The 25,931-nt window shown below is 31.9% G+C and carries 20 protein-coding genes; 13 read left to right on the top strand and 7 right to left on the bottom strand.

The window, feature by feature from the left end:
• Nucleotides 1-70 precede the first annotated feature (70 nt).
• The 4 genes from ACUN3A_RS12480 to ACUN3A_RS12495 form a co-directional block, all read right to left on the bottom strand.
• Nucleotides 71-1,333 (bottom strand): sigma-54 interaction domain-containing protein, encoded by a 1,263-nt coding sequence (locus tag ACUN3A_RS12480; protein ID WP_445551613.1) that lies wholly within the window; start codon nucleotides 1,331-1,333, stop codon nucleotides 71-73.
• 70 nt (nucleotides 1,334-1,403) lie between these two features.
• Complete coding sequence (locus ACUN3A_RS12485; protein ID WP_445551614.1) at nucleotides 1,404-1,538, bottom strand: hypothetical protein; 135 nt, start codon at nucleotides 1,536-1,538, stop codon at nucleotides 1,404-1,406.
• Between the two features lie 58 nt (nucleotides 1,539-1,596).
• A complete protein-coding gene (gene miaB, locus ACUN3A_RS12490) occupies nucleotides 1,597-3,042 on the bottom strand; it encodes a tRNA (N6-isopentenyl adenosine(37)-C2)-methylthiotransferase MiaB (RefSeq protein ID WP_445551615.1) in 1,446 nt (481 codons plus the stop codon).
• 411 nt (nucleotides 3,043-3,453) lie between these two features.
• On the bottom strand, nucleotides 3,454-5,037 hold the full coding sequence (locus tag ACUN3A_RS12495; RefSeq protein WP_445551616.1) for a glycerol-3-phosphate dehydrogenase/oxidase: 1,584 nt from the start codon (nucleotides 5,035-5,037) through the stop codon (nucleotides 3,454-3,456).
• Nucleotides 5,038-5,425: 388 nt separating this feature from the next.
• Here ACUN3A_RS12495 and topA point away from each other — a divergent pair, with 388 nt between their 5' ends.
• From topA to ACUN3A_RS12530, 7 genes are all read left to right on the top strand, one after another.
• On the top strand, nucleotides 5,426-7,945 hold the full coding sequence (gene topA / locus ACUN3A_RS12500; protein ID WP_445551617.1) for a type I DNA topoisomerase: 2,520 nt from the start codon (nucleotides 5,426-5,428) through the stop codon (nucleotides 7,943-7,945).
• 75 nt (nucleotides 7,946-8,020) lie between these two features.
• On the top strand, nucleotides 8,021-9,172 hold the full coding sequence (locus ACUN3A_RS12505) for a formimidoylglutamase (RefSeq protein ID WP_445551618.1): 1,152 nt from the start codon (nucleotides 8,021-8,023) through the stop codon (nucleotides 9,170-9,172).
• Between the two features lie 266 nt (nucleotides 9,173-9,438).
• Entirely contained in the window at nucleotides 9,439-10,842 is a 1,404-nt protein-coding gene (gene porK / locus ACUN3A_RS12510; RefSeq protein ID WP_445551619.1) for a type IX secretion system lipoprotein PorK/GldK, read from the top strand.
• A gap of 50 nt (nucleotides 10,843-10,892) precedes the next feature.
• Nucleotides 10,893-11,525 (top strand): type IX secretion system motor protein PorL/GldL, encoded by a 633-nt coding sequence (gene porL, locus ACUN3A_RS12515; protein WP_445551620.1) that lies wholly within the window; start codon nucleotides 10,893-10,895, stop codon nucleotides 11,523-11,525.
• A gap of 51 nt (nucleotides 11,526-11,576) precedes the next feature.
• Nucleotides 11,577-13,136 (top strand): type IX secretion system motor protein PorM/GldM, encoded by a 1,560-nt coding sequence (gene porM, locus ACUN3A_RS12520; protein ID WP_445551621.1) that lies wholly within the window; start codon nucleotides 11,577-11,579, stop codon nucleotides 13,134-13,136.
• Nucleotides 13,137-13,183: 47 nt separating this feature from the next.
• Nucleotides 13,184-14,173, top strand: a complete 990-nt coding sequence (porN, locus tag ACUN3A_RS12525) for a type IX secretion system ring protein PorN/GldN (RefSeq protein WP_445551622.1) — start codon at nucleotides 13,184-13,186, stop codon at nucleotides 14,171-14,173.
• Nucleotides 14,174-14,254: 81 nt separating this feature from the next.
• Complete coding sequence (locus ACUN3A_RS12530) at nucleotides 14,255-15,307, top strand: NAD(P)/FAD-dependent oxidoreductase (protein ID WP_445551623.1); 1,053 nt, start codon at nucleotides 14,255-14,257, stop codon at nucleotides 15,305-15,307.
• Between the two features lie 2 nt (nucleotides 15,308-15,309).
• Here ACUN3A_RS12530 and ACUN3A_RS12535 read toward each other — a convergent pair whose 3' ends face one another.
• Complete coding sequence (locus ACUN3A_RS12535; protein ID WP_445551624.1) at nucleotides 15,310-15,693, bottom strand: DUF983 domain-containing protein; 384 nt, start codon at nucleotides 15,691-15,693, stop codon at nucleotides 15,310-15,312.
• Between the two features lie 75 nt (nucleotides 15,694-15,768).
• On the opposite strand from ACUN3A_RS12535, the gene abc-f reads away from it, so the two are divergent.
• A complete protein-coding gene (abc-f, locus tag ACUN3A_RS12540; RefSeq protein ID WP_445551625.1) occupies nucleotides 15,769-17,682 on the top strand; it encodes a ribosomal protection-like ABC-F family protein in 1,914 nt (637 codons plus the stop codon).
• On the opposite strand, the gene ACUN3A_RS12545 is transcribed toward abc-f, so the two are convergent.
• Complete coding sequence (locus ACUN3A_RS12545) at nucleotides 17,677-18,639, bottom strand: App1 family protein (protein WP_445551626.1); 963 nt, start codon at nucleotides 18,637-18,639, stop codon at nucleotides 17,677-17,679. The two genes, abc-f and ACUN3A_RS12545, sit on opposite strands and share 6 nt — an antisense overlap.
• Before the next feature lie 62 nt (nucleotides 18,640-18,701).
• Here ACUN3A_RS12545 and ACUN3A_RS12550 point away from each other — a divergent pair, with 62 nt between their 5' ends.
• Nucleotides 18,702-19,571 carry a diacylglycerol/lipid kinase family protein gene (locus ACUN3A_RS12550; protein WP_445551627.1) on the top strand — a complete coding sequence of 290 codons (870 nt, stop codon included), beginning with the start codon at nucleotides 18,702-18,704 and terminating at the stop codon, nucleotides 19,569-19,571.
• 7 nt (nucleotides 19,572-19,578) lie between these two features.
• Here ACUN3A_RS12550 and ACUN3A_RS12555 read toward each other — a convergent pair whose 3' ends face one another.
• Nucleotides 19,579-20,730 carry an 8-amino-7-oxononanoate synthase gene (locus ACUN3A_RS12555; RefSeq protein WP_445551628.1) on the bottom strand — a complete coding sequence of 384 codons (1,152 nt, stop codon included), beginning with the start codon at nucleotides 20,728-20,730 and terminating at the stop codon, nucleotides 19,579-19,581.
• 382 nt (nucleotides 20,731-21,112) lie between these two features.
• Between ACUN3A_RS12555 and ACUN3A_RS12560 the strand changes: the two genes are divergently transcribed.
• The 4 genes from ACUN3A_RS12560 to ACUN3A_RS12575 all read left to right on the top strand — a co-directional run bounded on the left by ACUN3A_RS12560 (nucleotide 21,113) and on the right by ACUN3A_RS12575 (nucleotide 25,929).
• The gene (locus tag ACUN3A_RS12560; protein WP_445551629.1) at nucleotides 21,113-23,515 is read left to right on the top strand and encodes a glycosyltransferase; all 2,403 of its coding nucleotides are present in this window, start codon (nucleotides 21,113-21,115) and stop codon (nucleotides 23,513-23,515) included.
• A 203-nt stretch (nucleotides 23,516-23,718) separates the two neighbouring features.
• Nucleotides 23,719-24,192, top strand: coding sequence for a Dps family protein (locus ACUN3A_RS12565; RefSeq protein WP_445551630.1), 474 nt, complete (start codon nucleotides 23,719-23,721; stop codon nucleotides 24,190-24,192).
• A 236-nt stretch (nucleotides 24,193-24,428) separates the two neighbouring features.
• Nucleotides 24,429-25,187: an MlaE family ABC transporter permease gene (locus tag ACUN3A_RS12570; protein ID WP_445551631.1), complete on the top strand. Its 759-nt coding sequence runs from the start codon at nucleotides 24,429-24,431 to the stop codon at nucleotides 25,185-25,187.
• A gap of 4 nt (nucleotides 25,188-25,191) precedes the next feature.
• The gene (locus tag ACUN3A_RS12575; RefSeq protein WP_445551632.1) at nucleotides 25,192-25,929 is read left to right on the top strand and encodes an ABC transporter ATP-binding protein; all 738 of its coding nucleotides are present in this window, start codon (nucleotides 25,192-25,194) and stop codon (nucleotides 25,927-25,929) included.
• Nucleotides 25,930-25,931: the final 2 nt, after the last annotated feature.

A 25,931-nucleotide genomic window follows, 5' to 3' on the forward strand; every position in this document is an offset into this window, starting at 1 on the left:
GCTTTTGAAGAATTTTTTAAAATACAAACCATTTTTCAAAAGTAACCTTTTTTTAATTTTCTAGTTCTTTTTACAAATCAAATTGCTTGATTTTTCGATATAAAGTACGTTCCGAAATTCCTAATTCATCAGCTGCTGCTTTTCGTTTTCCTTTGTTTTTCTCTAATGATTTTTTAATCATTTCGATTTCTTTTTGTTCCAGCCTTAATATTTCTTCCTCTTCAATAGTTTCAGCTAGAAGATAATTATTAGAGTCTTGCTCTTCGTATTCTTCTTCTCTGTTTGAGTTCGGTAAAAACTGAGTTCTCGGTTCTTCTTCAAAATCTATTTCACTATCTTCTTCTTTAGAGCCGTATATTTTTTTGATTAATGATTTATTGGTTTCTTGAACATTAGAATTGCCGTTTTGCATTAATTCCAAAGTTAATTTTTTCAAATCATGTAAATCGCTTTTCATGTCAAAAAGAACTTTGTATAAAATTTCTCTTTCAGTATTAAAGTCACTGTCGTTCTTTTTATCTTTTATCACCGAAGGCAAAGTGTTATTGTCTTCAGATGGTAAATATGATTTTAGAGTAGTGGCAGTAATATCTCTATTGGTTTCTAATACAGATATTTGTTCAGCAACATTTCGCAATTGACGGATGTTACCGCTCCAGCGAAATTTTTGCAAAAGCAAAATAGCACTTTCATCAAGTTTTAATGGAGGCATTTTATATTTAGCAGCAAAATCGGAAACAAATTTTCTAAACAATAAATGAATATCTTCTTTGCGTTCTCGTAACGGAGGTAAAACAATATCTACTGTACTCAAGCGATAGTATAAATCCTCACGGAATTTCCCTTTTTCGATAGCTTTGAATAAATTAACATTGGTAGCGGCTACAATTCGGACATTAGTTTTTTGAACTTGTGAAGAACCTACTTTTATGAATTCTCCATTTTCTAAAACACGCAATAAACGTACTTGAGTAGTAAGAGGTAATTCTCCAACTTCGTCAAGGAAAATGGTTCCGCCATTGGCTACTTCAAAATAACCTTCACGAGTGCTGGTTGCACCTGTAAAAGCTCCTTTTTCATGGCCAAAAAGTTCACTGTCAATAGTTCCTTCTGGAATAGCTCCACAGTTTACAGCAATGTATTTTCCGTGTTTTCGGTGTGATAGAGAATGGATGATTTTTGGAATACTTTCTTTTCCTACACCACTTTCTCCAGCTACCAAAACCGAAATATCAGTAGGAGCAACCTGAATGGCTTTTTCTATCGCACGATTAAGTTTAGGGTCATTCCCAATAATCTCAAAACGTTGTTTTATTGATTGTACTGTATCCATTTAGCGTTTTTTGTCTCGAATTATACAAATTAGTATTTGTTTGAATAACTGCTCGATTCGTTTTCTATTGTTATGGCTTTGTAAGCGTATCTTTTTGGATGGCAGTTTCAGCTTTGTGTTTTGGAAAATAAGTTCTAATCACATAGAATGTTGTTCCAAAAGCGACTAAAAATGCGATTATTGCGTAAACTATTTTTTGTTTCATTTTTATGTTTTTACCACAGATATAAAATAAAAATCTGCGAATCTGCGGTTATTTATTTCTAATTCATGTCACTCAATCCTACCGCTTCTCCTTTTAAAGTTCCCGAGGTGCAAGAAGTAATTTTTACATTTACAAAATCCCCAATCTTATAATTCTCTTTTGGAAAAACTACTGTAATACTTTGTGAATTTCTTCCAGAAAATTCTTCCTTTGATTTTTTCGAAACTTTCTCTACCAAAACTTCAACTGTTTTTCCAATAAATTCCTCAGAACGTAACCAAGCATGTTTTTGTTGTAAATCCACAATTTCCTGCAGTCTTCGTGCTTTGGTTTCTTCAGAGACATCATCTTCCATTTTTCTTCCAGCCAAAGTTCCCGGACGTTCAGAATAACTGTACATATAACCAAAATTATATTTCACATATTCCATCAAACTCAATGTGTCTTGATGATCTTCCTCTGTTTCTGTCGGAAATCCCGAAATCATATCTTGTGAAATCGCTCCGTCAGGAATAATAGAACGAATTTTATCAATCAAAGCCATGTATTCTTCTCTGCTGTGCAAACGATTCATTTCTTTTAAAATGCGATTGCTGCCAGATTGAACGGGTAAGTGTATGTGTTTGCAAATGTTCGGATATTTGGCAATAACATGCAAAATACTTTCGTGCATATCCTGCGGATTCGAAGTTGAAAAACGAATACGCATTTTTGGGAAACCAACCGCAACCATTTCCAGTAATTGATCAAAATCCACCGCTGTTGCTTTTTGCATATCGGTTGCATTAACAAAATCTTTTTTCAATCCGCCGCCATACCATAAATAACTGTCAACATTCTGACCCAAAAGCGTAATTTCCTTAAAACCTTTGCTCCACAAATCTTGAATTTCATTCATGATACTTTGTGGTTCGCGACTGCGTTCACGTCCGCGGGTAAAAGGCACCACGCAAAACGTACACATATTATCGCAACCTCTGGTGATGGAAACCAATGCTGTAATTCCGTTGCTCATCAATCGAACTGGCGAAATATCACCATACGTTTCTTCTTTGGACAAAATAACATTGATTGCATCACGGCCTTCTTCAACCTCACTCAATAAATTAGGCAAATCTTTATAAGCATCAGGACCAACAACAAGGTCTACAATTTTCTCTTCGTCAAGAAATTTTTCTTTTAAACGTTCCGCCATACATCCCAAAACTCCAACTTTCATCTTCGGATTGGTACGTTTCACTGCATTATATTTTTCCAGACGTTTGCGAATTGTTTGCTCTGCTTTGTCCCGAATGGAACAAGTATTTACTAAAACTAAATCTGCTTCTTCCAGAACTGAAGTGGTATTGTAACCGCCATCAGACAATATCGAAGCTACAATTTCGCTGTCCGAAAAATTCATCGCACAGCCGTAGCTCTCTATAAAAAGTTTTTTGGTATTCTCTGGTTTATGTTCTAGAACAAGGCTATTTCCTTGTTTGCTTTCTTCAATTATCTTTTCCATTGGGTATTTTCAAAGTGCAAAGATAAGGCAATTACAGTAAATATGACAAGATGTCAGCCGAAGAATTAACAAAAATTAAAGGATTTTAGATTGAAGATTAGCGATTGTAGATTTAAGATTTTGGAAGACTAAATTAAAAAGTGATTTATTTGAGTATTCTCGCTAATTATTATATCCAAAAATCAAAAATCGTTAATCTTCATTCTTAAATCATTTGGAACTAATTCCCGCTTTCCGTTACAAGTCCTCACAAAAAAAGTAAAGTTTCCAAAGTTCCAGAAAGAGCTTCCGCTGGTCGCTTTTCTAGAACAGGAAACTTTTACTTTTTTTGCTCTGGGCTTTACACTTCAATCGGGGCTAGGACTTTCGGTTTCATAATAAATTTCTATTTAAAGAATTGGTGTTGCTGTTTTATAAAACCCGAAACTCCTTCAATAAAAACCCATTAGCAACAGTTTTAAATTCGACCAATTGATTTTGAATCCAATTTTCGTCACGGCCTAATTCTCTGGCTAATAAATCAGCCACTTTCTCGGCACAAGCAATTGCAGCTCGGGCATCCAAAAACAACAACCGAACTCGTCTCGCCAAAATATCTTCGACAGTTGTAGCCATTTCTTGCCGAATAGCCCAGACTACTTCGGCTAAAGTATAGTCGTAATTTGGATGTAGTTTTTCTTTTAATTCAGGTTCGTTTTCCTGTAATTGGAGGATAGCTGCCGCATCCGTTCCGTAAACAAACAAATGGTTTTCAAAATCAGTAACACTATTTTTTTTATTTCCATGAATGGACAAATGTTTGGTTTTGCATTTGCGTTTTGGTAATTTGTGCACTGCGATGGCTTTATCTACAATATCTTCGGCGATTTTTCGATACGTTGTCCATTTTCCGCCAGTGATAGTGATTAATCCAGTTTCTGAAACTATTATTTTGTGACTTCTCGAAACTTCTTTGGTGCTTTGTCCATTTTTTTCTGGAGCTACTAATGGTCTCAATCCTGCAAAAACCGAAAGAACATCTGCTCGCGTTGGTTTTTTTGCTAAATATCTTTGTGCTGTTTCGAGTACAAATTCAATTTCTTCTTCCAAAGCTATTGGTTCAATATCTGATTTTTTAACTAAGGTATCAGTAGTACCAACTACAATTTTATCATGCCAGGGAACTGCAAAAAGTACTCTTCCATCACTCGTCTTCGGAATCATTAATGCATGTTCACCAGATAAAAATGACTTGTCAAATACCAAATGAATCCCTTGACTGGGAACAATGTATTTTTTATAAACAGTGTCATTCATTTTCATAATTGCATTAGTAAAAACTCCTGTTGCGTTAATTACTGCTTTGCCTTTTAGGGTATATTCTTTTTGAGTTTCTTGATCGGTGGCTACGATTCCGATAATTTGATTTTTGTTGTTTTTTAATAGTTGTGTGACTTTAAAATGATTGAGTACATAAGCTCCTTTTTCTACGGCAGTTTGTGCCAAATTAATAGCTAATCGAGAGTCGTCAAATTGTCCGTCATGGTAGAGTACACCGCTGCGTAATCCTTTTTGTTCTATTGAGGGTAATTGTTCTATCGTTTTTTCTTTGGATAAATATTTTGAGCTTCCAAGGCTTAATTTACCTGCTAAATGGTCGTAGAATTTTAATCCTAAAGTGTAAAATATTCCTCCCCACCAGTTGTAATTTGGAATAATGAACGATTCGTTTTTTGAAAGATGTTTGGCGTTTTTCATCATCAAGCCTCTTTCTTTTAAAGCTTCGATAACCAATGCTAAATTTCCTTGTTCCAAATACCGAACTCCACCGTGAATTAATTTGGTGCTTCTACTTGATGTTCCTTTTGCAAAATCTACTGCCTCCAAAAGGACTGTTTTGAAACCTCGACTTGCAGAATCAACAGCAGTTCCCAGTCCATTTGCACCTCCGCCAATGATGATGATGTCCCAAACTTGTTCTTCTTTCAGCTTATTTAGTTGTTCCGTTCTATTCATTCAGGTTTTGATTGGGGGTTGGTTGTAGTAAATTTAATAAATTAATTAAATGGTTTTGCTTTTGGAAAAACTAATTATGGATTTTGGTATTATATATAGGTATAAAAAACAATGGCAATTTCAAAAAGACTATCAATTAATAAGTTGAAGTTGTAAATTAAAAAGGCGAATAGTTTGTTAATTATTGTCATTAAAAATTTATTGTCATCAATATTAAAATTGATTTTTGAAATTGCCATTGCTGTTGAAGTTGATTTCTAAAATTTTAAAAAAAATACTGTTTTGTGTGTCAAGAATTGCTTTCTATGAGATTTTAAGTGTTTTTAAAATCAATGAACGGCTGATATTTAAAAAAAAAAATTACTTTTGCGATTCAAACAAAAGCAAGATGGCAAAGAATTTAGTGATAGTTGAGTCCCCTGCAAAGGCAAAAACAATCGAAAAATTTCTAGGAAGTGATTATCAGGTTGAGTCAAGTTATGGACATATCGCCGATTTACCTTCTAAAGAAATTGGTGTTGATGTCGAAAATGGATTTAAACCAAAATACGAAGTTTCTTCAGATAAGAAAGCATTGGTGTCCAAATTAAAAACTTTAGCTAAAAATGCCGATATGGTATGGTTAGCGAGTGATGAGGACCGCGAGGGAGAGGCTATTTCTTGGCACTTGGCGGAAGAATTGAAACTTAAAAAAGAAAAAACTAAGCGTATTGTTTTTCACGAAATTACGAAGACTGCAATCCTTAAAGCGATTGATAAGCCTCGTGAAATTGATTATAATTTAGTTAATGCACAACAGGCTCGAAGAGTTTTAGACCGTTTGGTTGGGTATGAATTGTCTCCTGTACTTTGGAGAAAAGTCAAAGGTGGTTTGTCTGCCGGTCGTGTACAATCTGTTTCTGTTCGATTGATAGTTGAGAGAGAACGTGAAATTCAAAATTTTACTGCTGTAGCAACATATTCTGTTGTGGCTGAATTTACAAATGAGGCAGGTAAGTCTTTCAAAGCAAAGCTTCCAAAGAATTTTAACACTAAAAAAGAAGCCGAAGATTTCTTAAAACAAAATATCGGTTCAATATATAAGGTAGCAGATTTAGAAACTAAACCTACCAAAAAATCACCAACGGCTCCTTTTACAACGTCAACTTTGCAACAGGAAGCAGCTAGAAAACTATACTTGCCTGTTGGAATCACTATGCAATTAGCTCAGCGTTTATATGAAGCTGGACTTATTACTTACATGAGAACGGATAGTGTAAACTTGTCTAAAGAGGCGATGGATGCTGCTCAGGCTGAAATTATCAAGTCTTATGGAAAAGAATTTTCATTTCCACGTACTTTCGTTAACAAAAGCAAAGGAGCACAAGAAGCGCACGAAGCTATTCGTCCAACTGATATGTCACGTCATACTGTAGATATTGATAGAGATCAAGCTCGTTTGTATGATTTGATTTGGAAAAGAACTCTGGCTTCTCAAATGAGTGATGCAAAACTGGAAAGAACTAACGTTAAAATTGAAGCGAATAATCACAGTGAAGTTTTTACGGCTTCGGGTGAGGTTTTACTTTTCGAAGGGTTCTTGAAAGTGTATCTTGAAGGACATGATGATGAAGAAGAAGAACAAGAAGGATTATTGCCTGCTTTAAAGGTTAATGAAAAACTTCAAAATAATTATATTACAGCAACTGAAAGATATTCTAGAGCTGCAGCACGTTACACAGAAGCTTCATTAGTGAAAAAATTAGAAGAACTTGGTATTGGACGTCCTTCTACTTATGCACCAACTATTTCTACTATTATCAACAGAAATTATGTTGAAAAAGGAAACTTGGAAGGTCAGGAGCGTAATTATACGCAATTGAGTTTAGAGTCAGGTAAGTTAGTGGAGAAGTTACTCAAAGAAAATACAGGTTCTGATAAAGGGAAATTAGTTCCTACTGATATTGGTACAATTGTTACTGATTTCTTAGTTAAGAATTTCGGAAACATTTTAGATTATAATTTCACTGCCAAAGTAGAGCATGATTTTGATGAAATCGCCGAAGGAAACATCGAATGGACAAAGATGATGCAGGAGTTCTACGATCAATTTCACCCAACAGTGAAAGATGTTGAAGCTAATGCCGATAGAGAAAGTGGAGAGCGTATACTAGGGGTTGATCCAGAATCAGGGAAACCAGTTTCGGTTCGTTTGGGTAAATTTGGACCAATGGCACAAATTGGAGATGCTGAAGATGAAGAGAAAAAATTTGCTAGTCTTAGACAGGATCAAAATATTGGAACTATTACTTTAGAAGAAGCGTTGAATTTATTTTTGCTTCCAAAAAATTTAGGTCTTTATAAAGATGAAGAAGTAGAAGTAAGTAATGGTCGTTATGGTCCTTATGTAAGACATGGAAGTATTTTTATTTCTTTGCCAAGAGGAGAAGATCCTTTGGATGTGTCTATGGCGCGAGCTCAGGAATTAATTGATGAAAAAGCTATTGCTGATGCGCCTATAGCTGTTTATAAAGGTGAAGGTGTTCAAAAAGGAACTGGTCGTTTTGGTCCTTTTATCAAATGGAATGGAATTTTTATAAATGTAAGTAAGAAGTATAATTTTGATAATCTTTCTCAGTCAGATATTGAAGCTTTAATTGAAGATAAATTACAAAAGAATATTGATAAAGTACTTCATAACTGGGAAGACGAAGGTATATTGGTAGAAAAAGCGCGTTGGGGTCGTTCTGTAATAACCAAAGGCAAAATAAAAATTGAATTAAGCAAGGATGTTGATGCAACCAAATTGACATTAGTTGAAGTTCAAGAGATGATTGCCAAGAAAACTCCAGCTAAAAAAGTAGCAGCCAAAAAGAGTACTGCAACTAAGAAGCCAGCTGCTAAAAAAGCAGTGACCAAAAAGAAGTAAAAACTTAGATTTAATTATTCTAAGTTTTATTTTAAGGTAATATTTGAATTAAGAAAGTAAAGAAATAGTATAAAAATGGAGTTTGATTTTTTAGTACCATTAGATAATGAGCTTCTAAAGTTTATACAAGGATTGTCTACTCAGCATTTGGGAAGTAAAATAGTCTTACATACTAATGATTCTGCTCCAAATTTAGATACAATTAATATTGCAATAATAGGTGTCAAGGATAATAGAGGAGACCAAAATGTAACTACGGATGTTGATTTAAATGCTGTTCGTAAAGAGTTGTATAGTATGTTTCCAGGGAATTGGAAAGCAAGCATTGCCGATTTAGGAGATGTACTTGCGGGTAATTCAAAAGAGGATACTTATTTTGCTGTTAAAAAGATTGCAGCTAGTTTAATAAAAAAGAAAATAATTCCAATAATTATAGGTGGCTCTCAGGATATTACGTATTCTATTTATAGAGCATATGATGATTTGGAGCAAATGGTAAATTTAGTTTCTATTGATAGTAAGTTTGATTTTGGTAAAGAAAATGCAGCAATAAGTTGTGATTCTTTTTTAACAAAAATAATTATAGACGAGCCTAATAATTTGTTTAATTTTTGTAATATTGGCTACCAAACTTACTATAATTCTCAAGAGGAAATTGACTTAATAGAGAAATTGTTTTTTGATGCTTATCGATTAGGAGAAGTTTCTAATAATATTACGATTGCTGAGCCAGTTTTTAGAGATGCTGATTTAGTAAGCATAGATTTAAAAGCAGTAAAATCTTCGGATTCAGGAAATTTTATTGATTTTAATCCTAATGGTTTTAATGGTAAAGAAATATGCTCTTTGTCTAGGTATGCAGGTATAAGTGATAAGGTGACTTCATTTGGTGTTTTTAATCATAATAATTCAAAGCAAGAAGCAGTGCTTATTGCACAAATTTGTTGGTATTTTATAGAGGGGTATCATTATAGATCTCATGAATATCCTTTTGGAAGCAGAGAAAAATATTTAAAATATAATGTGCCGCTTGAAGAAGAGGATTTGGTTTTTTATAAAAGTGATAAAACGGATAGATGGTGGATCGAGATACCATTTGTTGTAAGTTCTAACAATAAATTAAAGAAAAGCACGTTATTACCGTGTTCCTATGAGGAATATTTGGCAGCTTGTAATCAAGAAATGCCAGAAAGATGGTGGAAAGCACAACGAAAAAATGTTGTTTAGTTTTTTGCTTTTTTAAACTTAATAGTTTTTTAGTAAAAGAGTTAATTTTATGTGAATATTTGAATTAAATGCGTAATACTTACAATTCTTTCAAAAGTGAGTATTTTGCCGTTATTTTTCAACTCTTCACCGATAAAATATTTTTTTTTTAAATTTTTAATATACATTTGGCTAAATAATTTATGACCCTAAAAGAATTGTTTTTTAATAAAAAAATAAATAGGTTTACGGTCTGATAATAATGAATAGATAATCCCCAATTTTTTATGAAAAATTTCATTGCATTTACGGCAATTTTAACAGTGTTGATTAGCTGTGGTAGATCAAGCGACAAAGGTGAGTTGGTTGGTGTAAAAGGAGCAAAGTGGCATCCTGAGAAACCTTATGGAATGACACTAGTGCCTGGTGGATCATATATCATGGGTAAATCGGATGGTGATATTGCAAATGTTGGTGATGCACCAACAAAAACAGTTACTGTTAGGTCTTTTTATATGGATGAAACAGAAATAACAAATAGTGAGTATCGTCAATTCGTAGAATGGGTAAAAGATTCTACAATACGTTTGCGTTTGGCTATTTTAGCTGAGGAAAGTGGTCAAGGGGCTGCTCCTGATGCAAAAGGTAAAGGGAAGAATTCTGGGAGTATAGCTGATTATTCATTTAGTAATTCTGATCCAGAAAAAATGACAGCATACGATAAGTATATGTATGATAATTATTATAGCATCGGGACTGATAAAGATCCAAATGCTTATAAAAGATTAAATAGAAAAGCTAAGCTTGTAAAAGATGCTAAGAAATATCCAGATGAATATTATGTAGAAGTAATGGATTCTATGTATTTGCCTTTAGAAGCTTCTTACAATGGCTTAAGGACTATGGATGTGAATAAGCTTAAATTCCGTTATACTTGGATGGATATTCAAGCAGCAGCGAAAGCAAAAGTGGGTAAAAGACAGGATTTTATCAGAACCGAAGAGGTGAAAGTGTATCCTGATACTACAGTTTGGATTAAAGACTTTAGTTACTCCTATAATGAACCAATGCATAATGATTATTTTTGGCATAAAGCTTATGGTGATTATCCAGTTGTTGGTGTTACTTGGAATCAGGCTAAAGCATTTTGTGAATGGAGAACTTTGAATAAAAATATTTATATTAAATCTAAGAAAAATCATTTTGATAACGTTAACTCTTTTAGATTGCCAACAGAGGCAGAATGGGAGTATGCGGCTAGAGGTGGATTAGAATCAGCTACTTTTCCTTGGGGAGGTCCTTATACGAAAAGTGATAGAGGTTGTTTCTTAGCGAATTTCAAACCTAATAGAGGGGATTATGCTGCAGATCAGGCTTTATATACTGTAGAGGCTAAATCGTATGAAGGGAATGGTTATAATTTGTACAATATGGCTGGTAATGTTTCTGAATGGACTGATTCTGCTTATGATGCAAATTCATATGAATTCATGTCTACAATGAATCCAGCAATTATTGATAATTCTAATAAACGTAAAGTTGTAAGAGGTGGTTCTTGGAAAGATGTTTCTTATTTCTTGCAAGTAAGTACTCGTGCATTTGAATATGCTGATTCAGCAAGAAGTTATATCGGTTTTAGAACTGTTCAGGATTATATGGGAACTCAGACTACTGGTAACGGAAAAAAATAAAAAAAACCTACTAAATTAATTAAATAAATAACCTTAAAAATTTTTAAAAAATGGCATTATTGAGCAAAAAAGCAATGAATTTTACCTATGGTATGGGAGCAGCAGTAGTAATTATTGGAGCGCTTTTTAAAATTCAACATTACCCTGGAGCAAGTGCATTATTAGTAGTTGGTCTTTGCACTGAAGCTTTTATTTTTGCTCTTTCGGCATTCGAGCCTGTAGATAAAGAGTTGGATTGGTCTTTAGTGTATCCTGAATTAGCTGGCGGTGCTGCTAATACTAAGGCAAAAAAAGTTAATCATGATGAAGCTGATGGTTTGTTGTCTACTAAATTAGATGCTTTGTTAAAAGAAGCTAAAATTGATGGTGAATTAATGAATAGCCTAGGAAAAAGTATCCGTAATTTTGAAGATGCTTCAAGAAATATTTCTCCTGCTGTCGATTCAATTGCTGCTACAAAAAAATACAGTGAAGAATTATCTATTGCAGCTGCTCAAATGGAGTCTTTAAATAGTTTATATAAAGTACAATTAGAAAGTGCTTCTAGAAATGCTGAAGCAAATAAAGAAATAGCTGAAAATGCAAGCAAATTGAAAGAGCAAATGCAATCAATGACTGCAAATATTGCTTCTTTGAATAATGTTTATGGTGGAATGCTTTCTGCAATGAGTAATAAAGGATAATTAGTTTTTTAACTATAATATAATTTTAATAATAAAAACTAATTAGAAAAAATGGCAGGAGGAAAATTAACCCCTAGACAGAAGATGATTAACCTGATGTATTTGGTTTTCATTGCAATGTTAGCATTAAATATGTCCAAAGAAGTTTTATCTGCTTTTGGATTAATAAACGAAAGATTCGAAACTGCAAATGGCTTAGCATTAACTTCAAATGAAGCTATTTTGGCAGATTTGGATATGAAAGCTCAAGACAAACCTGAGCAATATAAAGTTCCTAATGAAATTGGAAAAAAGGTAGCAGCAGCTACGACTACTTTTTATAAATATGTTCAGTCTCTTAAATCAGATTTGACTAAAGATGTTGAAAAAGAAGAGGATGGAAAATTGCCATATGAAAAAATGGATAATTCTTCAAAATTAGATGAGTCATGGTTTAGTGGAGACGGTTTATCAGCTAAAGGAAAAGAAGTTGTAAATGCTGTTGAAACGTATAAATCTGAAATTAAATCTGCTTTAGGATCTGATCCTAAATTTAAAGATATCTTAACTGAATTTAATACTAAATTCAATACAGGAGATGTTAAGGATAAAGAAGGTATTACTAAGAATAACTTAGATTATAATTTTAAACATTTTCCATTAATTGCTTCAGTTGCAAAATTAACAGCTATTCAAAATGATGTTAATACTATTGAAAATCAAATTTTAGGAAGATTAACTGGTTCAACAGCTGTAGCTGCTGCATCTATGAAAAATTATACTGCTATTGTTATTCCTGAAAAATCAGCTTTCTTTGCTGGTGAAGCTGTGAAAGGTAAGATTGTATTAGGTCGTTTTGATAAATCGACAGTTCCAACTAAAGTTGTTGTTAACGGTGGTAATTTAAATTTAGCGTCAGCTTTACATGATGGTCAAGTTGATTTTAGTTTTGGTGCTGGAAATGTTGGAGAACACGACATTAATGGTAATTTTACTTTCATGGAAGACGGAAAGCCAGTTGCTATTCCAATCGTAGGAAACTATGTGGTTGTTCCAAAACCAAATTCAGCTACTATTTCTGCAGATAAAATGAATGTAGTTTATAGAGGTGTTATTAACCCAATGACTATTTCTTTTGCAGGTATTTCTCCTGATAAAGTTAGTGCTAGTGCTCCTGGATTATCTTCTGCGGGTAAAGCAGGTACTTATAATATGAATCCTGGTCAAGGTTCTGAAGTTGTTATTAATGTTACAGGAACATTGCCTGATGGTTCAAAAGTTTCTGATAAAAAATCTTTTAGAATTAAAGGTATTCCAGCTCCAGTTGGTGCAATCGGAGGAGAAATGGGAATTGTTAAAGGAGCTAAATCTCGTTTAGAAGTTTCTCAAGTTTCTGCTAAATTGCCAGATTTTGACTTTAATGTTAATTTGAATGTAGTTGGATTTACTTTGAAAGTTACAGGTCAAGCTGCTGTAATTGTTTCTGGAGACAGAGTAAATGCTCAATGTAAAACTGCGTTAGCAAGAGCAACAAGAGGTGATCAAGTTACGATTTCTGATATTAAAACTAAATTAGTTGGTTCTGATATTATGCTTTCAAGAACAGCACCAGTAATTTATGAAATACAATAATATTTGAGTAGAATTTAACTTACTTAGATAACTTAATAATTAATAAGATGAAGACTAAAAATTTAGTAGTTGTTGTTGCGTTAGTTGCAGGGAGTTTTTCTTCATTTGCACAGTCTAATTTGCTTAATGCTAAAACACCTGAGCAAATAGGCGTAAAAACTAAATCTCAAGTATCTCTTGATAATGATAAGCCTTTAGCTTATGGTTATGTTGATGATAGAGATATATTAATGGGAAAAACTACTTGGGAAATAGTTGATTTGAATGAAAGATTTAATTTTCCGCTTTATTTTCCAGTTGATTCTACTAACATAGGAAAAGACAGAAGATCATTGTTTGATGTTTTAATTAAAGGTATTAAAACTAATAAAATAACAGAAGTGTATGCTGATGACTATTTTAATACTAAAAAAACCTTTAAAGACATGAGCAGTTCTTTTACTTACATTGATACTACCAATGCAGGAAGAGAAGAAGTAAATGCAAATAGAGATTTGTATTACCCAAAAGCAAAACCGTCGATTACTTACAAAACTGTTAAAGGTAAAAAAGTAAAAGTGGTTGGACCTGCTACTGTTCCCAATGCTAAAGTTTTAGATCCTCAATTTATTGATAAAAGAGAGCTTACAGCGCAAGATATCACAGGATATAAATTAAAAGGATATTGGTATTTTGATAAGCGTCAGAGTGAATTAAAATATCGTCTATTAGGAATTTGTCCAATTGCACCTGAAGCTAGAGAGGTTGGAAGTGAAAATCCTGATTATATTGATTTGTTTTGGATTTTTTATCCATCTATTCGTGATTATTTACACCAGTATTTAGCATTCAATGAGAAAAATTCTTCAATGCCAATTTCTTTTGATAGAATTTTAGATTCACGTCAATTTAGTGGTGTTATATACAAAGAAGAAAATGTTTATGGAGATCGTTTAATCACAGAGTATGTGAATGAAAATGCTTTGAATCAATTATTGGAGTCTGATAGAATTAAAGATAAAATTCGTGACTTTGAACATGATATGTGGAACTACTAAGTTCTTAGTGTAGTTTTATAAAAAACTCTTACTTATATAAAGTAAGAGTTTTTTATTTTTTAATAATTTATAGTATTGACCATGATTGATTATATCATTGTAGGATCTGGTTTAGCGGGAATTTCATTTTCTGAAATTGCACTATTGAATGGTAAAAGTATTGTTGTTTTTAATAATGATTCTCAAAACTCATCTAAAATTGCCGGAGGATTATACAATCCTGTTATTTTGAAGCGTTTTAGTGAAGTATGGCAAGCCAAAGAACAATTAGAATTAATGACAGTTTTTTATTCTAATTTGAATAATAAGATTAATCATAAGTTTGATTTCAAAATACCAATTTTAAGAAAGTTTTTCTCAATTGAAGAACAGAATAATTGGTTTGCTGCTTCTGATAAAAAAGCCCTAGCACCCTTTTTATCTACTTCTTTATGCTTTGATAAGTATGATGGTATTGAATCTCCTTTTGGTTATGGAGAAGTATTGCAAACTGGATATGTTGATACTGCATCGTTGGTTTCTAAATATCAAGATTATCTTGCTTCTGTCAATCTTTTAAAATTAGAGTCTTTTGATTATGACGCATTAATTATTAAAGAAGACAGTATATCGTATAAGGAGATTGAAGCTAAACATATTGTTTTTGCTGAAGGATTTGGTTTGCATGCTAATCCTTTTTTTAATGAGCTACCTCTGGATGGAACCAAGGGTGAGCTTTTTATTATTAAGGCACCAGATTTAAAACTTGATGTAATTGTGAATACCAGTGTCTTTATTCTACCATTAGGGAATGATTTTTTTAAAGTGGGAGCAACTTACAATTGGAAAGACAAAACGGATTTGCCTACAGAAGAAGGAAGAGTTGAATTAATAGATAGAATTAAAGAAATTATTTCTTATGAGTTTGAAATAATAGAACACAATGCTGGAGTTCGTCCTACGGTTAGAGATCGTAGACCACTAGTTGGTACCCATTCAAATTACAAAAATATTCATGTTTTGAATGGTTTGGGAACAAGAGGTGTAATGCTCGGTCCAGCAATGGCTAAAGCACTTTTTGAGAATATAGAATATAATATTTTGCTTGATAAGGAAATTGATATCAAAAGATTTACTAACAAGCGAAAAAAATAGATTTATTTATTTTTGGTGTTTGGATCGTAAGTGACAAACATATTGATGTAAATATTTCTAGACCATCTTAAGACAATTGGAAAAGAAAAAATTAAAGATATAATGATTGCAATAAATGAGGTTTGAATATCTGTTTTAAAAAACATATAGGAAATGATAAATGTTGCAATGCCTATCGCAACATTCAATCCATAACTAACATACATTGCACCATAAAAGAAAGAAGGTTCTATTTGATATTTGAGTCCACAGTGGCTGCATTTTTCATGCATTTTGAGAACTGAACCAATATGTAATAGGTTTTTATCTACATACATGCTCTCATTCATGCATTTAGGGCAAGTTCCTGTTAAAATGCTATATAATTTGGATCCTTTTTTTAACATTTGCAAAATAAATAATTTGTTCTATCTAATGATGTCCAAATTTACTAATACATAAAGGAATAAAATAATTAATACATGCTTAATATACATAATTTATCGGTTTCGTTTGGTGGTTCTTATTTGTTTGAGGAAGTAACTTTTCGTTTAGGAGCTGGAGACCGTGTTGGTCTAGTGGGAAAAAATGGTGCTGGAAAATCTACGATGCTTAAAATGTTGGCAAAAGATTTTGCACCTGATTCAGGTGTTATTTCTCAAGAGAAAGACATTCGTATGGGATTTTTGCGTCAGGATATCGATTTTGAACGTGGACGAACTGTTTTGGAAGAAGCCTATGAAGCGTTTGTTGAAATAAAAATTGTTGAGAAAAAACTTGAAGAGATCAATCATCAATTAGTTACTCGTACCGATTATGAAAGTGAAGAGTATAGCCAAATTATTGAAGATTTGTCTGACTATACCCATCGTTTTGATTTATTGGGTGGTTATAATTATGTAGGTGATACGGAAAAAATTCTTTTAGGTTTAGGATTTAAAAGAGATGTTTTTAATAATCAAACAGAAACTTTTTCTGGAGGTTGGAGAATGCGTATTGAATTAGCGAAATTACTTTTGCAAAACAATGATGTGTTGTTATTAGATGAGCCAACGAATCACTTAGATATTGAAAGTATCATTTGGTTAGAAAGTTTTTTGCGTAATTATCCAGGTGTTGTTGTTATCGTTTCTCACGATAAAATGTTTTTGGATAATGTTACTAATAGAACTATTGAAATTTCATTAGGAAAAGCGTACGATTTTAATAAACCGTATTCTCAATATTTGGAGTTGCGTCATGAAATTCGTGAAAAGCAATTGGCAACTCAAAAAAATCAAGCCAAGAAAATTGAAGAAACGGAAAAATTAATTGAGAAATTTAGAGCCAAAGCTTCTAAAGCGTCTATGGCGCAATCTTTGATTAAAAAGTTAGATAAAGTTGAACGAATTGAAGTGGATGAAGATGATAATTCAGTAATGAACATCTCGTTTCCTGTTTCAAAAGAACCAGGAAAAGTTGTTGTTGAAGCTGAAAATGTTACTAAAGCTTATGGTGACAAAGTGATTCTGAAAGATATTGATTTATTAGTGGAAAGAGGAAGTAAAATTGCCTTTGTTGGTCAAAATGGTCAAGGAAAATCTACTTTTATTAAGGCTATTGTTAATGAATTTGAATATGATGGAACTATTAAATTAGGACATAATGTTCAATTGGGGTATTTTGCGCAAAACCAAGCTGAATATTTAGATGGTGAAATTACATTGTTAAGAACGATGGAAGACGCTGCTACAGATACCAATCGTTCGAAAGTACGTGATATGTTGGGTTCTTTTTTATTCCGTGGAGATGATGTAGACAAGAAAGTAAAAGTACTTTCTGGAGGAGAGCGAAACCGTTTGGCTTTGTGTAAATTGTTGTTGCAACCAATCAATGTGTTGTTGATGGATGAGCCAACGAATCACTTGGATATCAAATCTAAAAATGTCTTAAAAGCTGCTTTGCAAAAGTTTGGAGGAACATTATTATTGGTTTCTCACGACAGGGATTTTCTTCAAGGAATGTCAAATCTTGTTTATGAATTTAAAGATCAAAAAATCAAGCAATATTTAGGTGATATCAACTTTTTCCTAGAACAACGCAATTTGGAAAATATGCGTGAAGTGGAGAAAAAGGATATTATAAAAGCGGCCGCTCCAAAAGAAAGTAATAAGGTTTCTTATGAAGATCAGAAAAAGGGTAAAGCTTTACAAAATAAACTGAGTAAAGTAGAAAGTCAAATCAAGCAATTGGAAAGAGATATTCAACACGATGATAAAATGTTGGCTTCCAATTATGATAAACATATTGAAGACGCTTCTTTTTTTAGTGCTTATAATAAAAAGAAAACAGAATTAGATAAACTGCTTTTGGATTGGGAAGTTGTTCAAGAGGAAATAGAAAACGCTGGGCTATAAAATCAGTCCAATAGATTTAGAGTGCATAATAGCTTCACTACTATCTTTAAAATAACAAACAGAAACTTCAAGATTTTCTAAGTTCTTTAAGATTAATCTTGTGGTTTCTTTTTGATGTTTTCCTGTTTGTCGAATGTAGACTGCTTTTACGGTAACAGGAAATATTTTGCAAATCTGTTCGTATAAAATAGGATCGTGTTGTGAATCATCGCCCAATAATACATATTTAAGGTGTGGATAAAACTCTAAAACGTGTTTTATTTTTTCGAATTTATGATTGTGATTGCCTCTTCCACTCATGAAAAAATCAGCAAGGCCTGTTTTAATATCTTTTAATAAAATAACAGCCCTTGGCAGTTGATGAATTTTAGTAAATTTCACAATAAAACGATACAAATTCCACTCACTACTTGAAATATAAAAAAAAGCATTTTGTTCGTCTTTGTTGTTTCTTCCTGCCGAACTTAAGGCTTGATAATGGGGAACAACGTCTTTGAAAACTCTTCGGTTATTCACATTTTTGAATAATAAAATGTATAATTTTTTGAAGAAATTATGTGTGTGTGAAACTAAAAAAGTATCATCAATATCGGATATAATGCCAAGGTTTCCTTTGTGAGGCCTAATAAAACTGCCTGTTGAAGTGATGATTTGATCTTCGTGTTTGATGCTTACCTCATATTCCATCCATCCAAAATTAAATTCTTTTTCAAGTGGAATGCAAAATTTGAAATAACCATCATCTAAAGTTTTGGTATGAATTTCAGACTCGCCATATTGAAGATAAATATCAAAATTTTCAATTGTTTTTACTCGAAATAGATGAACAATAGAGGTGGCATTTTTGAAGCTTTTCTTTTGAAAATCATAATCATATTCTGTTTTAAAAACATGCCCCATTACAATCAATTCTTGTTCATTGGCATAACCTCGATATAATTGTAAAATTGGTTTCATTTATTGTGTACTTTTATAGAAGATGTAAATTAATTATTTTAATCGATTTTAAAGATAAAATTTTGAAAAAGAATATCATTTTCGTTGTGAATCCAATTTCGGGTGATTTAGATAAATCTGATTTATTGAATGCTGTAGAAGAATTTTCAGTTGTAAATAATTTTGGTTTAATAATTTATGAAACCGTTGGAGAAAAAGACGTCTTAGCCATACAATCGCTTTATGATGAATATAATCCAGAACGAATTGTCGTTGCTGGAGGAGATGGAACCATAAAATTGGTAGCCGAAGCTATGGAAAAACACGATGTTATTATCGGAATTTTGCCTGCTGGTTCTGCTAATGGATTGGCAGTAGATTTGAATTTGCCCACAACACTTGAAGAAAATTTGAAGGTTGCTTTTTTACATCACTATATTGAAATGGATATGATATGCATTAATGGTAAAAAGTGCATTCATTTGAGTGATATTGGCATTAATGCTGATTTGGTTAAGAATTATGAAGAAAGTGATACTCGTGGTTTTTGGGGTTATGCTATGCAGGCTTACACTACTTTAAAAGATTCAGAAGAGCCTTTTTTAGCTTCTGTAACCGCCAATAATCAAACGGTAGAACATACCGCCAGAATGATTGTCATTGCTAATTCTCAAAAGTATGGAACTGGAGTTACGATCAATCCTAATGGAAGTATGAATGATGGGAAATTTGAATTGATTATTTTAAAAAGTCTTGATTTGGTATTATTAGGGATGATTATTACTGGAAATATGCCAATCGATTCTGATGATATTGTAATTATTTCAACAGAAAAAGCATTTGTAAAAACAGATCGTCCAGTTAATTTTCAAATTGATGGTGAATATTGCGGTGCTCAAAATGAATTAGAAATTCATATTTTGCATAAACAAATGAAAACTGCAATTCCATAGATTAGTATTATTTAAATGGATTTCGTTCTTGCCAAACCACTTTTGGTTCCAAATAATTAAAGGCTTTTTCAAAAACAAGATCGGCTACAGAGTTGGTATGTTGTGCAAATCCAAACATTTCTTTGGGCTTTGCACCAATAGAACTCTTTATTTCTAAGGCTGTTCTGGCAAAAACTATTTCCTTAAATCCTTTGTTAATAGAGTATGCTACCATGTCGTAAAGCATATTCAAATACAGCATTTTTTCGCGTTGAATACTTTCGTCATATCCTAAAAAATAAGTGTCCATTACGTTTCCGTTTTTAATTAAGGTATTAAACCCAATTAATTTATTGTCGATAAAGTATCCGTAAAAAAGAAATTTGTCTTTTAGTAATTCTTTAAAAGTTCGGAAGTGATTTTTGGCTAGAAAAAAAGTGTTGAAATAAGCATTTTGGGCAACATGATGGTATAACTCATAAATAGTTTCTTCATGCTTAATAATATCTTCTAAATGCATTTTTCGTTTTTCAATACTGTCGGCTTTTTTTCGAGCGCGTTTGTATTGGTCACGGTATTTTTTTAATAAAGCATCAATATAATCTTGTTCCGATTTCCATTGATTTGGAATCTCAAATACCATGTTGGGTTGTGTGCAAAAGCGAAAGTGATTTTGAAATCCTGCACTTTCGAAATTAGTTATTTCTTCTATAGAAAAGTCTTTAAAAGTAGTAATATGTATTTTAGTTCCTTTCTTTTTAAAAATAACTTTTAATTTTTCGGAAGCTTTTTTTAAAGTTTTCAGAGCTTGAATAGTGTCGATTTTGTCAGAAAAAACAAAAGCATTTTGCCCAGTGAGCATATTGTTTCCTATAATTAAAATATGTGAAGTGAAGTTTTTAAAAACGCTGTTTCGAATAGCAGTTTTTACACATTTATCCCGATCTCCAAAAGATTCCATTTTGTTTAAATTCAAAAATTGTGAAAGCGCAATTCCAACTAATTCTTCTCCTTGGAATAATCCGATAAAATGACACGTCATATTTACGGGTGCCGATTGCTCTAATACTTGGAGATATTCTCTAGTTAGAAAGATATTATTGCCAGAAGAAATGGAATTCCATTCGATAGGCAATGATGAAGTATTATCGTAGATTTTGAAAGAATAGTTAGTATCCAATTTTGAAAGACATATTTGTTCAAAATTAGATAATATTTATAACACCCCATTTGGTTTAAGTAATAATTATGAAAAAATCGGTTATAAATTATGTCAAAGATTAATTCCTTCTTTTGATTTTAGGCAAATCCACAATCAGTTCCTATTATATATGCTGAAAAGGTAATACCTGGCAACAACTTAAATATTTTTCAATTTTTTTCTTATAAATAATTCATTATTAACATTTGTTTATAAAGGAAAAAGTGTGAATGTTATAACTTTAAATAAAATAAATGTAACTACTTCTTTTTCATAAAGTTGAACTTTATAATTCCTTAAATTATTACAAAAAGGGGAATTGATCTTTAGTGAATATGAAAAAATAAAAAATAAAATTGACATGAAAAACATCCATTTATTTTCGACAAACAAAAATCTTAAAGTGATTACTGATAATAGATTAGGCTTTCAAAAAAGTCAAATAAAGTTGCGTGAAATTTTATTTGTTACCACTTTTCCGCCAAGAGAATGTGGAATTGCAACCTATTCACAAGATTTAATTTTGGCTTTAAATAATAAATTTAAAAAATCTTTTGCTATAAAAATTGCTGCTTTAGAAAATCAAAATGAAAAGCATACTTATAATGAGGATATATACGCAGTTTTGGAAACAGATAATCCAAATTCTTATACAGAATTAGCTAAAAAATGTAATGAAAATAAAGCTATTGATATAGTTCTAATTCAGCATGAATTTGGTTTGTTTAGAGGAAATGAAGAGGATTTTATATCATTTTTAAAAGCGATTAATAAACCTATAATCGTTGCTTTTCATACTGTTTTGCCTCGTCCTGACGAGAAATTTAAAAAACATGTTCAAGAAATTAACACAATTGTTGATGCCTTCATTGTAATGACCCATAATTCTGCAAAAATATTAGAAACTGATTATGGAGTTTTACAGGAAAAAACAACTGTAATTCCGCATGGAACGCATTTGGTAAAACATTCAAATAAAGAAGTTCTTAAAGAAAAATATAATTTATCTGGGCGAAAAATTATTTCAACTTTTGGATTATTAAGTTCTGGAAAATCTATCGAAACCACTATAGATGCTTTACAAAGTATTGTCAAAAAAGAGCCAGATGTATTGTTTCTTATCCTTGGAAAAACACATCCAACTGTTGTAAAACACGAAGGAGAAAAATATAGAGATTTCCTGAAAGACAGAATAAAACAATTAGAGTTGCAAAATAATGTAAAATTCGTTGATGAATATTTACCATTAAATTCATTATTAGAATATTTACAATTAACTGATGTTTATCTTTTTACTTCAAAAGATAGAAATCAGGCAGTAAGTGGCACTTTTTCGTATGCGATAGCCTCTGGTTGTCCTATTATTTCGACACCAATTCCGCACGCTGTCGAAGTATTAAAAAATGGAACTGGAATTATTGTAGATTTTGAAAACCCACAACAATTAGCTGATAACGTTATTAATTTATTGGGAGATGAACAATTGCGAAGAAATATTGCTTTAAATGGTATTCATAAATTAGCACCAACTGTCTGGGAAAACTCAGCAATTGCTCATGCTACATTGTTTAAAAAATCTGCTGGTAAAAAAATGTCTTTACATTATAAAACGCCTAAAATCAATCTCTATCATTTAAAACAATTGACAACGGAATTTGGAATGATTCAGTTCTCAATAATCAATGAACCAGATTTAAAATCAGGGTATACTTTAGATGATAATGCACGAGCGTTAGTAGCAATGTGCCAGCATTTTGAATTAACAAAAAGCAATGAAGATTTAGAATACATTAAACGTTATTTTACTTTTATAAAATTCTGTTTTCAACCTGATGGTAGTTTTTTAAATTATGTAGATGAAAAAAATAAAAAATTCACGGAGCAAAACAGCGAAAACCTTGCCGATGCAAACGGAAGAGCTATTTGGGCTTTAGGATATTTAATTTCTATAGGAAATATTTTGCCTTCAGAACTAAAGGAAGATGCAATATCATTAATGCAAAATGCTTTGTCTAAAGTGACTGAGATTCATTCTACCCGGGCAATGGCTTTTATTATTAAAGGTATTTATTATAGTAATTTGAAAAATAAATCTATTCAAAATATAGCTTTAATTGAGCATTTGGCTAATAGATTGGTTCAAATGTATAAACATGAAAACAAAGAAAACTGGCAGTGGTTTGAGAGTTATCTAACCTATGCCAACAGTATTTTGCCTGAAGCGATGTTGTGTGCTTATTTAGCAACAGGAAAAAATACGTATAAAGAGATCGCTAAGAAAACTTTTGACTTTTTATTGTCAAAAATTTATAATGAGGATAGAATTAGAGTGATTTCAAATAAAGGTTGGTTAAAAATTGGTGAAGAGATGGATTATGAAAAAGTGGGCGGTGAGCAACCTATTGATGTAGCTTATACTATTCTTGCCCTTGGAAAGTTTTATGATGCTTTTGAAGAAGAAGATTATTTGAAAAAAATGGAAATTGGTTTCAGTTGGTTTTTAGGAAATAATCATTTGAACCAAATTATTTATAATCCTTGTACGGGAGGTTGTTATGATGGGTTAGAAGAAGATTATATCAACTTGAATCAAGGTGCCGAATCAACAGTTAGTTATTTAATGGCAAGATTTACTGTCGAAAAGTACTTGTCCAAAAGAAGCAAAACCAATGTTGAAAAACGAATGCTTTCGAGCAAGAAAAAAGAAAACGATTTTTACCCTCTGCAAACTGGAGTTAAAATGCCATTACGAATAGGTATCTGAAACAGTAAATTATATAACTTTTGCAGAAAGTCTTATAATGATTTAATCTACAGTTTTTTACAATTTTACATATAGAAAAATTAATAATTTATTACAAAATAATCGATGTTGTTTAGTCAAGAGAAGAAGTCTATCACCAAAAAATAATTTTTTGGTCCTAACAAACGACATTGATGATTTCTAAAATAATAAACTAAAATAGTATGATACCAAAAATTGGAATTACCGAGGATCATTTGAAAAAAGCAAATAGCTTACTTTCTGTTGTTTTATCTGATGAAATGACGCTTTATGTCAAAACAAGAAAATTTCATTGGAACGTGACAGGTGAAAGTTTTATGGAACTTCATAAATTATTTGAAGATCAATATACCGCATTAGAAGCTATTATTGATGAAGTTGCAGAGCGCATAGGTAAGTTAGGAGGCAAAACAATTGGAACAATGGACGAGTTTACAAAGCTTTCCAGAGTTAAAGAAAATCCAGGAAAATACCCTGTACAAAAGAGTATGATTTCTGAATTGCTTGAAGACCACGAAATTTTAATAAGCGAATTGCGAAAAGATATAGATAAGTCTGCCGATGAAAACCATGATGCAGGAACAGCAGATTTGCTTACGAAAGTATTACAGCAACACGAAAGTACTGCTTGGATTTTGAGAAGGTATCTGGCATAATCGATATTGATAATTGGGTTATTATTGAGTCGAGTATTAAAGGCTGTTTTTTTAAGACAGCCTTTTTTGTGTTTAAAAATTAGTTTAATATAATGTTTAAAAACTAATATTTTAGGTGTGAATAGTATAAAATATAGTCAAAGTTCTATAATGCTTTCTTAGGGTAATGAATATACTTTTATAGTAGAAATTAAGTGTATTGTGATTTAATTAAATGTTGTAAAAACTATACTATTTTGACTATTTATATAAAAAATATTTTTGAAGAAGCTGGGAATATTTCTGTTTTTGCTTTCAGGTTTTTTAAAGAACTTTTTAGACCTGTTTTTCAATTTAGAGAATTTACCAGACAATGTTTTGCCGTTGGATTCAGAACGCTACCATTAATAACAATTACAGGGTTTATAATGGGTTTGGTGCTAACGATTCAATCACGGCCAACATTGCTAAAGTTTGGTGCTGAATCTTGGTTGCCAAGTATGGTGTCGTTATCTTTAATTAGAGAAATCGCTCCAGTAATAACGGCTTTAATTTGTGCGGGAAAAATTGCCTCTGGAATTGGTGCTGAATTAGGTGCCATGAAAGTGACGGAACAAATAGATGCTATGGAAGTTTCGGCAATAAATCCATTTAAATATTTAGTTGTTACTCGAATTTTGGCCACAACGCTTATGGTGCCCCTTTTGGTAATTTATGCTGATTTTATTGGTATTGTTGGGGGTTATGTTGGTTACAATATTCATGGAAAGATAACGCTATACCGTTATTTTTCTGATATGATCGAACATGTCGAATACATTGATTTAATACCTGCTTTTATCAAAACATTTGTCTTTGGTTATTTTATTGGTTTAATAGGTTGTTACAAAGGTTTTAACGCATCGAATGGAACTGCTAGTGTGGGAGTTGCCTCAAATGAAGCTGTTGTTTTGGCTTCACTTTCCATCTTTATTATAGATATGCTGGCTGTTCAGATAACCGATTTATTTTTATAAAATTATGAAAACGCAAAAACCTATTATCGAAATCAAGAATTTGCATAAAACCTTTGGAAAAAATAAAATTCTGCAAGGAGTCAATCTTGTCGTAAATAAAGGAGAAGATTTAGTGGTACTTGGCAGATCTGGTTCTGGAAAATCGGTTACAATTAAATGTTTAGTTGGTTTGGTAAAAGCAGATAAAGGAAATATAGAAATTTTTGGTACAGATATCACTGGATTAGACAATGATGAGCTTAATGAAATTCGAGTTAGAATCGGATTTATGTTTCAAAATGGGGCATTGTATGATTCTATGTCTATTAGACAAAATTTAGCCTTTACATTAAAACATCACAGCCGCTATTTGTCGGAATCAGAAATAGAAAGTAAAATTATTGAGGCACTTGATAGTGTAGGTTTGAAAGAATCTATTAATAAAATGCCATCTGAATTATCTGGAGGAATGCAAAAAAGAATTGCATTGGCCAGAGCATTAATTGTAAAACCCGAAATTATTTTATACGATGAGCCGACCTCAGGTTTAGATACAATTACTTCAAGGGAAATTAGTGAATTAATATTGTCTGTTCAAAAAAAATACAAAACCAGCTCTATAATAATTACTCATGATATGGCTTGTGCAAAAATGACAGGGAATAGAATTTTGATTTTGAAAGAGGGAGTTATTACTGCCGAAGGAACTTATGATGAATTAGAAAAAAGTAAAGATGAATGGGTACGTTCCTTTTTTAATTAATT

The sequence above is a fragment of the Flavobacterium sp. WC2509 genome, assembly GCF_052683105.1.

Bases quoted from the DNA above. Each gene is read 5' to 3' on its own strand.
- ACUN3A_RS12505 (WP_445551618.1), top strand. From the start codon at position 8,021: ATGGAGTTTGATTTTTTAGTACCATTAGATAATGAGCTTCTAAAGTTT.
- ACUN3A_RS12495 (WP_445551616.1), bottom strand. From the start codon at position 5,037: ATGAATAGAACGGAACAACTAAATAAGCTGAAAGAAGAACAAGTTTGG.
- porN (WP_445551622.1), top strand. From the start codon at position 13,184: ATGAAGACTAAAAATTTAGTAGTTGTTGTTGCGTTAGTTGCAGGGAGT.
- abc-f (WP_445551625.1), top strand. From the start codon at position 15,769: ATGCTTAATATACATAATTTATCGGTTTCGTTTGGTGGTTCTTATTTG.
- ACUN3A_RS12530 (WP_445551623.1), top strand. From the start codon at position 14,255: ATGATTGATTATATCATTGTAGGATCTGGTTTAGCGGGAATTTCATTT.
- topA (WP_445551617.1), top strand. From the start codon at position 5,426: ATGGCAAAGAATTTAGTGATAGTTGAGTCCCCTGCAAAGGCAAAAACA.
- miaB (WP_445551615.1), bottom strand. From the start codon at position 3,042: ATGGAAAAGATAATTGAAGAAAGCAAACAAGGAAATAGCCTTGTTCTA.
- porL (WP_445551620.1), top strand. From the start codon at position 10,893: ATGGCATTATTGAGCAAAAAAGCAATGAATTTTACCTATGGTATGGGA.
- porM (WP_445551621.1), top strand. From the start codon at position 11,577: ATGGCAGGAGGAAAATTAACCCCTAGACAGAAGATGATTAACCTGATG.
- ACUN3A_RS12480 (WP_445551613.1), bottom strand. From the start codon at position 1,333: ATGGATACAGTACAATCAATAAAACAACGTTTTGAGATTATTGGGAAT.
- ACUN3A_RS12565 (WP_445551630.1), top strand. From the start codon at position 23,719: ATGATACCAAAAATTGGAATTACCGAGGATCATTTGAAAAAAGCAAAT.
- porK (WP_445551619.1), top strand. From the start codon at position 9,439: ATGAAAAATTTCATTGCATTTACGGCAATTTTAACAGTGTTGATTAGC.
- ACUN3A_RS12535 (WP_445551624.1), bottom strand. From the start codon at position 15,693: ATGTTAAAAAAAGGATCCAAATTATATAGCATTTTAACAGGAACTTGC.
- ACUN3A_RS12485 (WP_445551614.1), bottom strand. From the start codon at position 1,538: ATGAAACAAAAAATAGTTTACGCAATAATCGCATTTTTAGTCGCTTTT.
- ACUN3A_RS12545 (WP_445551626.1), bottom strand. From the start codon at position 18,639: ATGAAACCAATTTTACAATTATATCGAGGTTATGCCAATGAACAAGAA.
- ACUN3A_RS12575 (WP_445551632.1), top strand. From the start codon at position 25,192: ATGAAAACGCAAAAACCTATTATCGAAATCAAGAATTTGCATAAAACC.
- ACUN3A_RS12560 (WP_445551629.1), top strand. From the start codon at position 21,113: ATGAAAAACATCCATTTATTTTCGACAAACAAAAATCTTAAAGTGATT.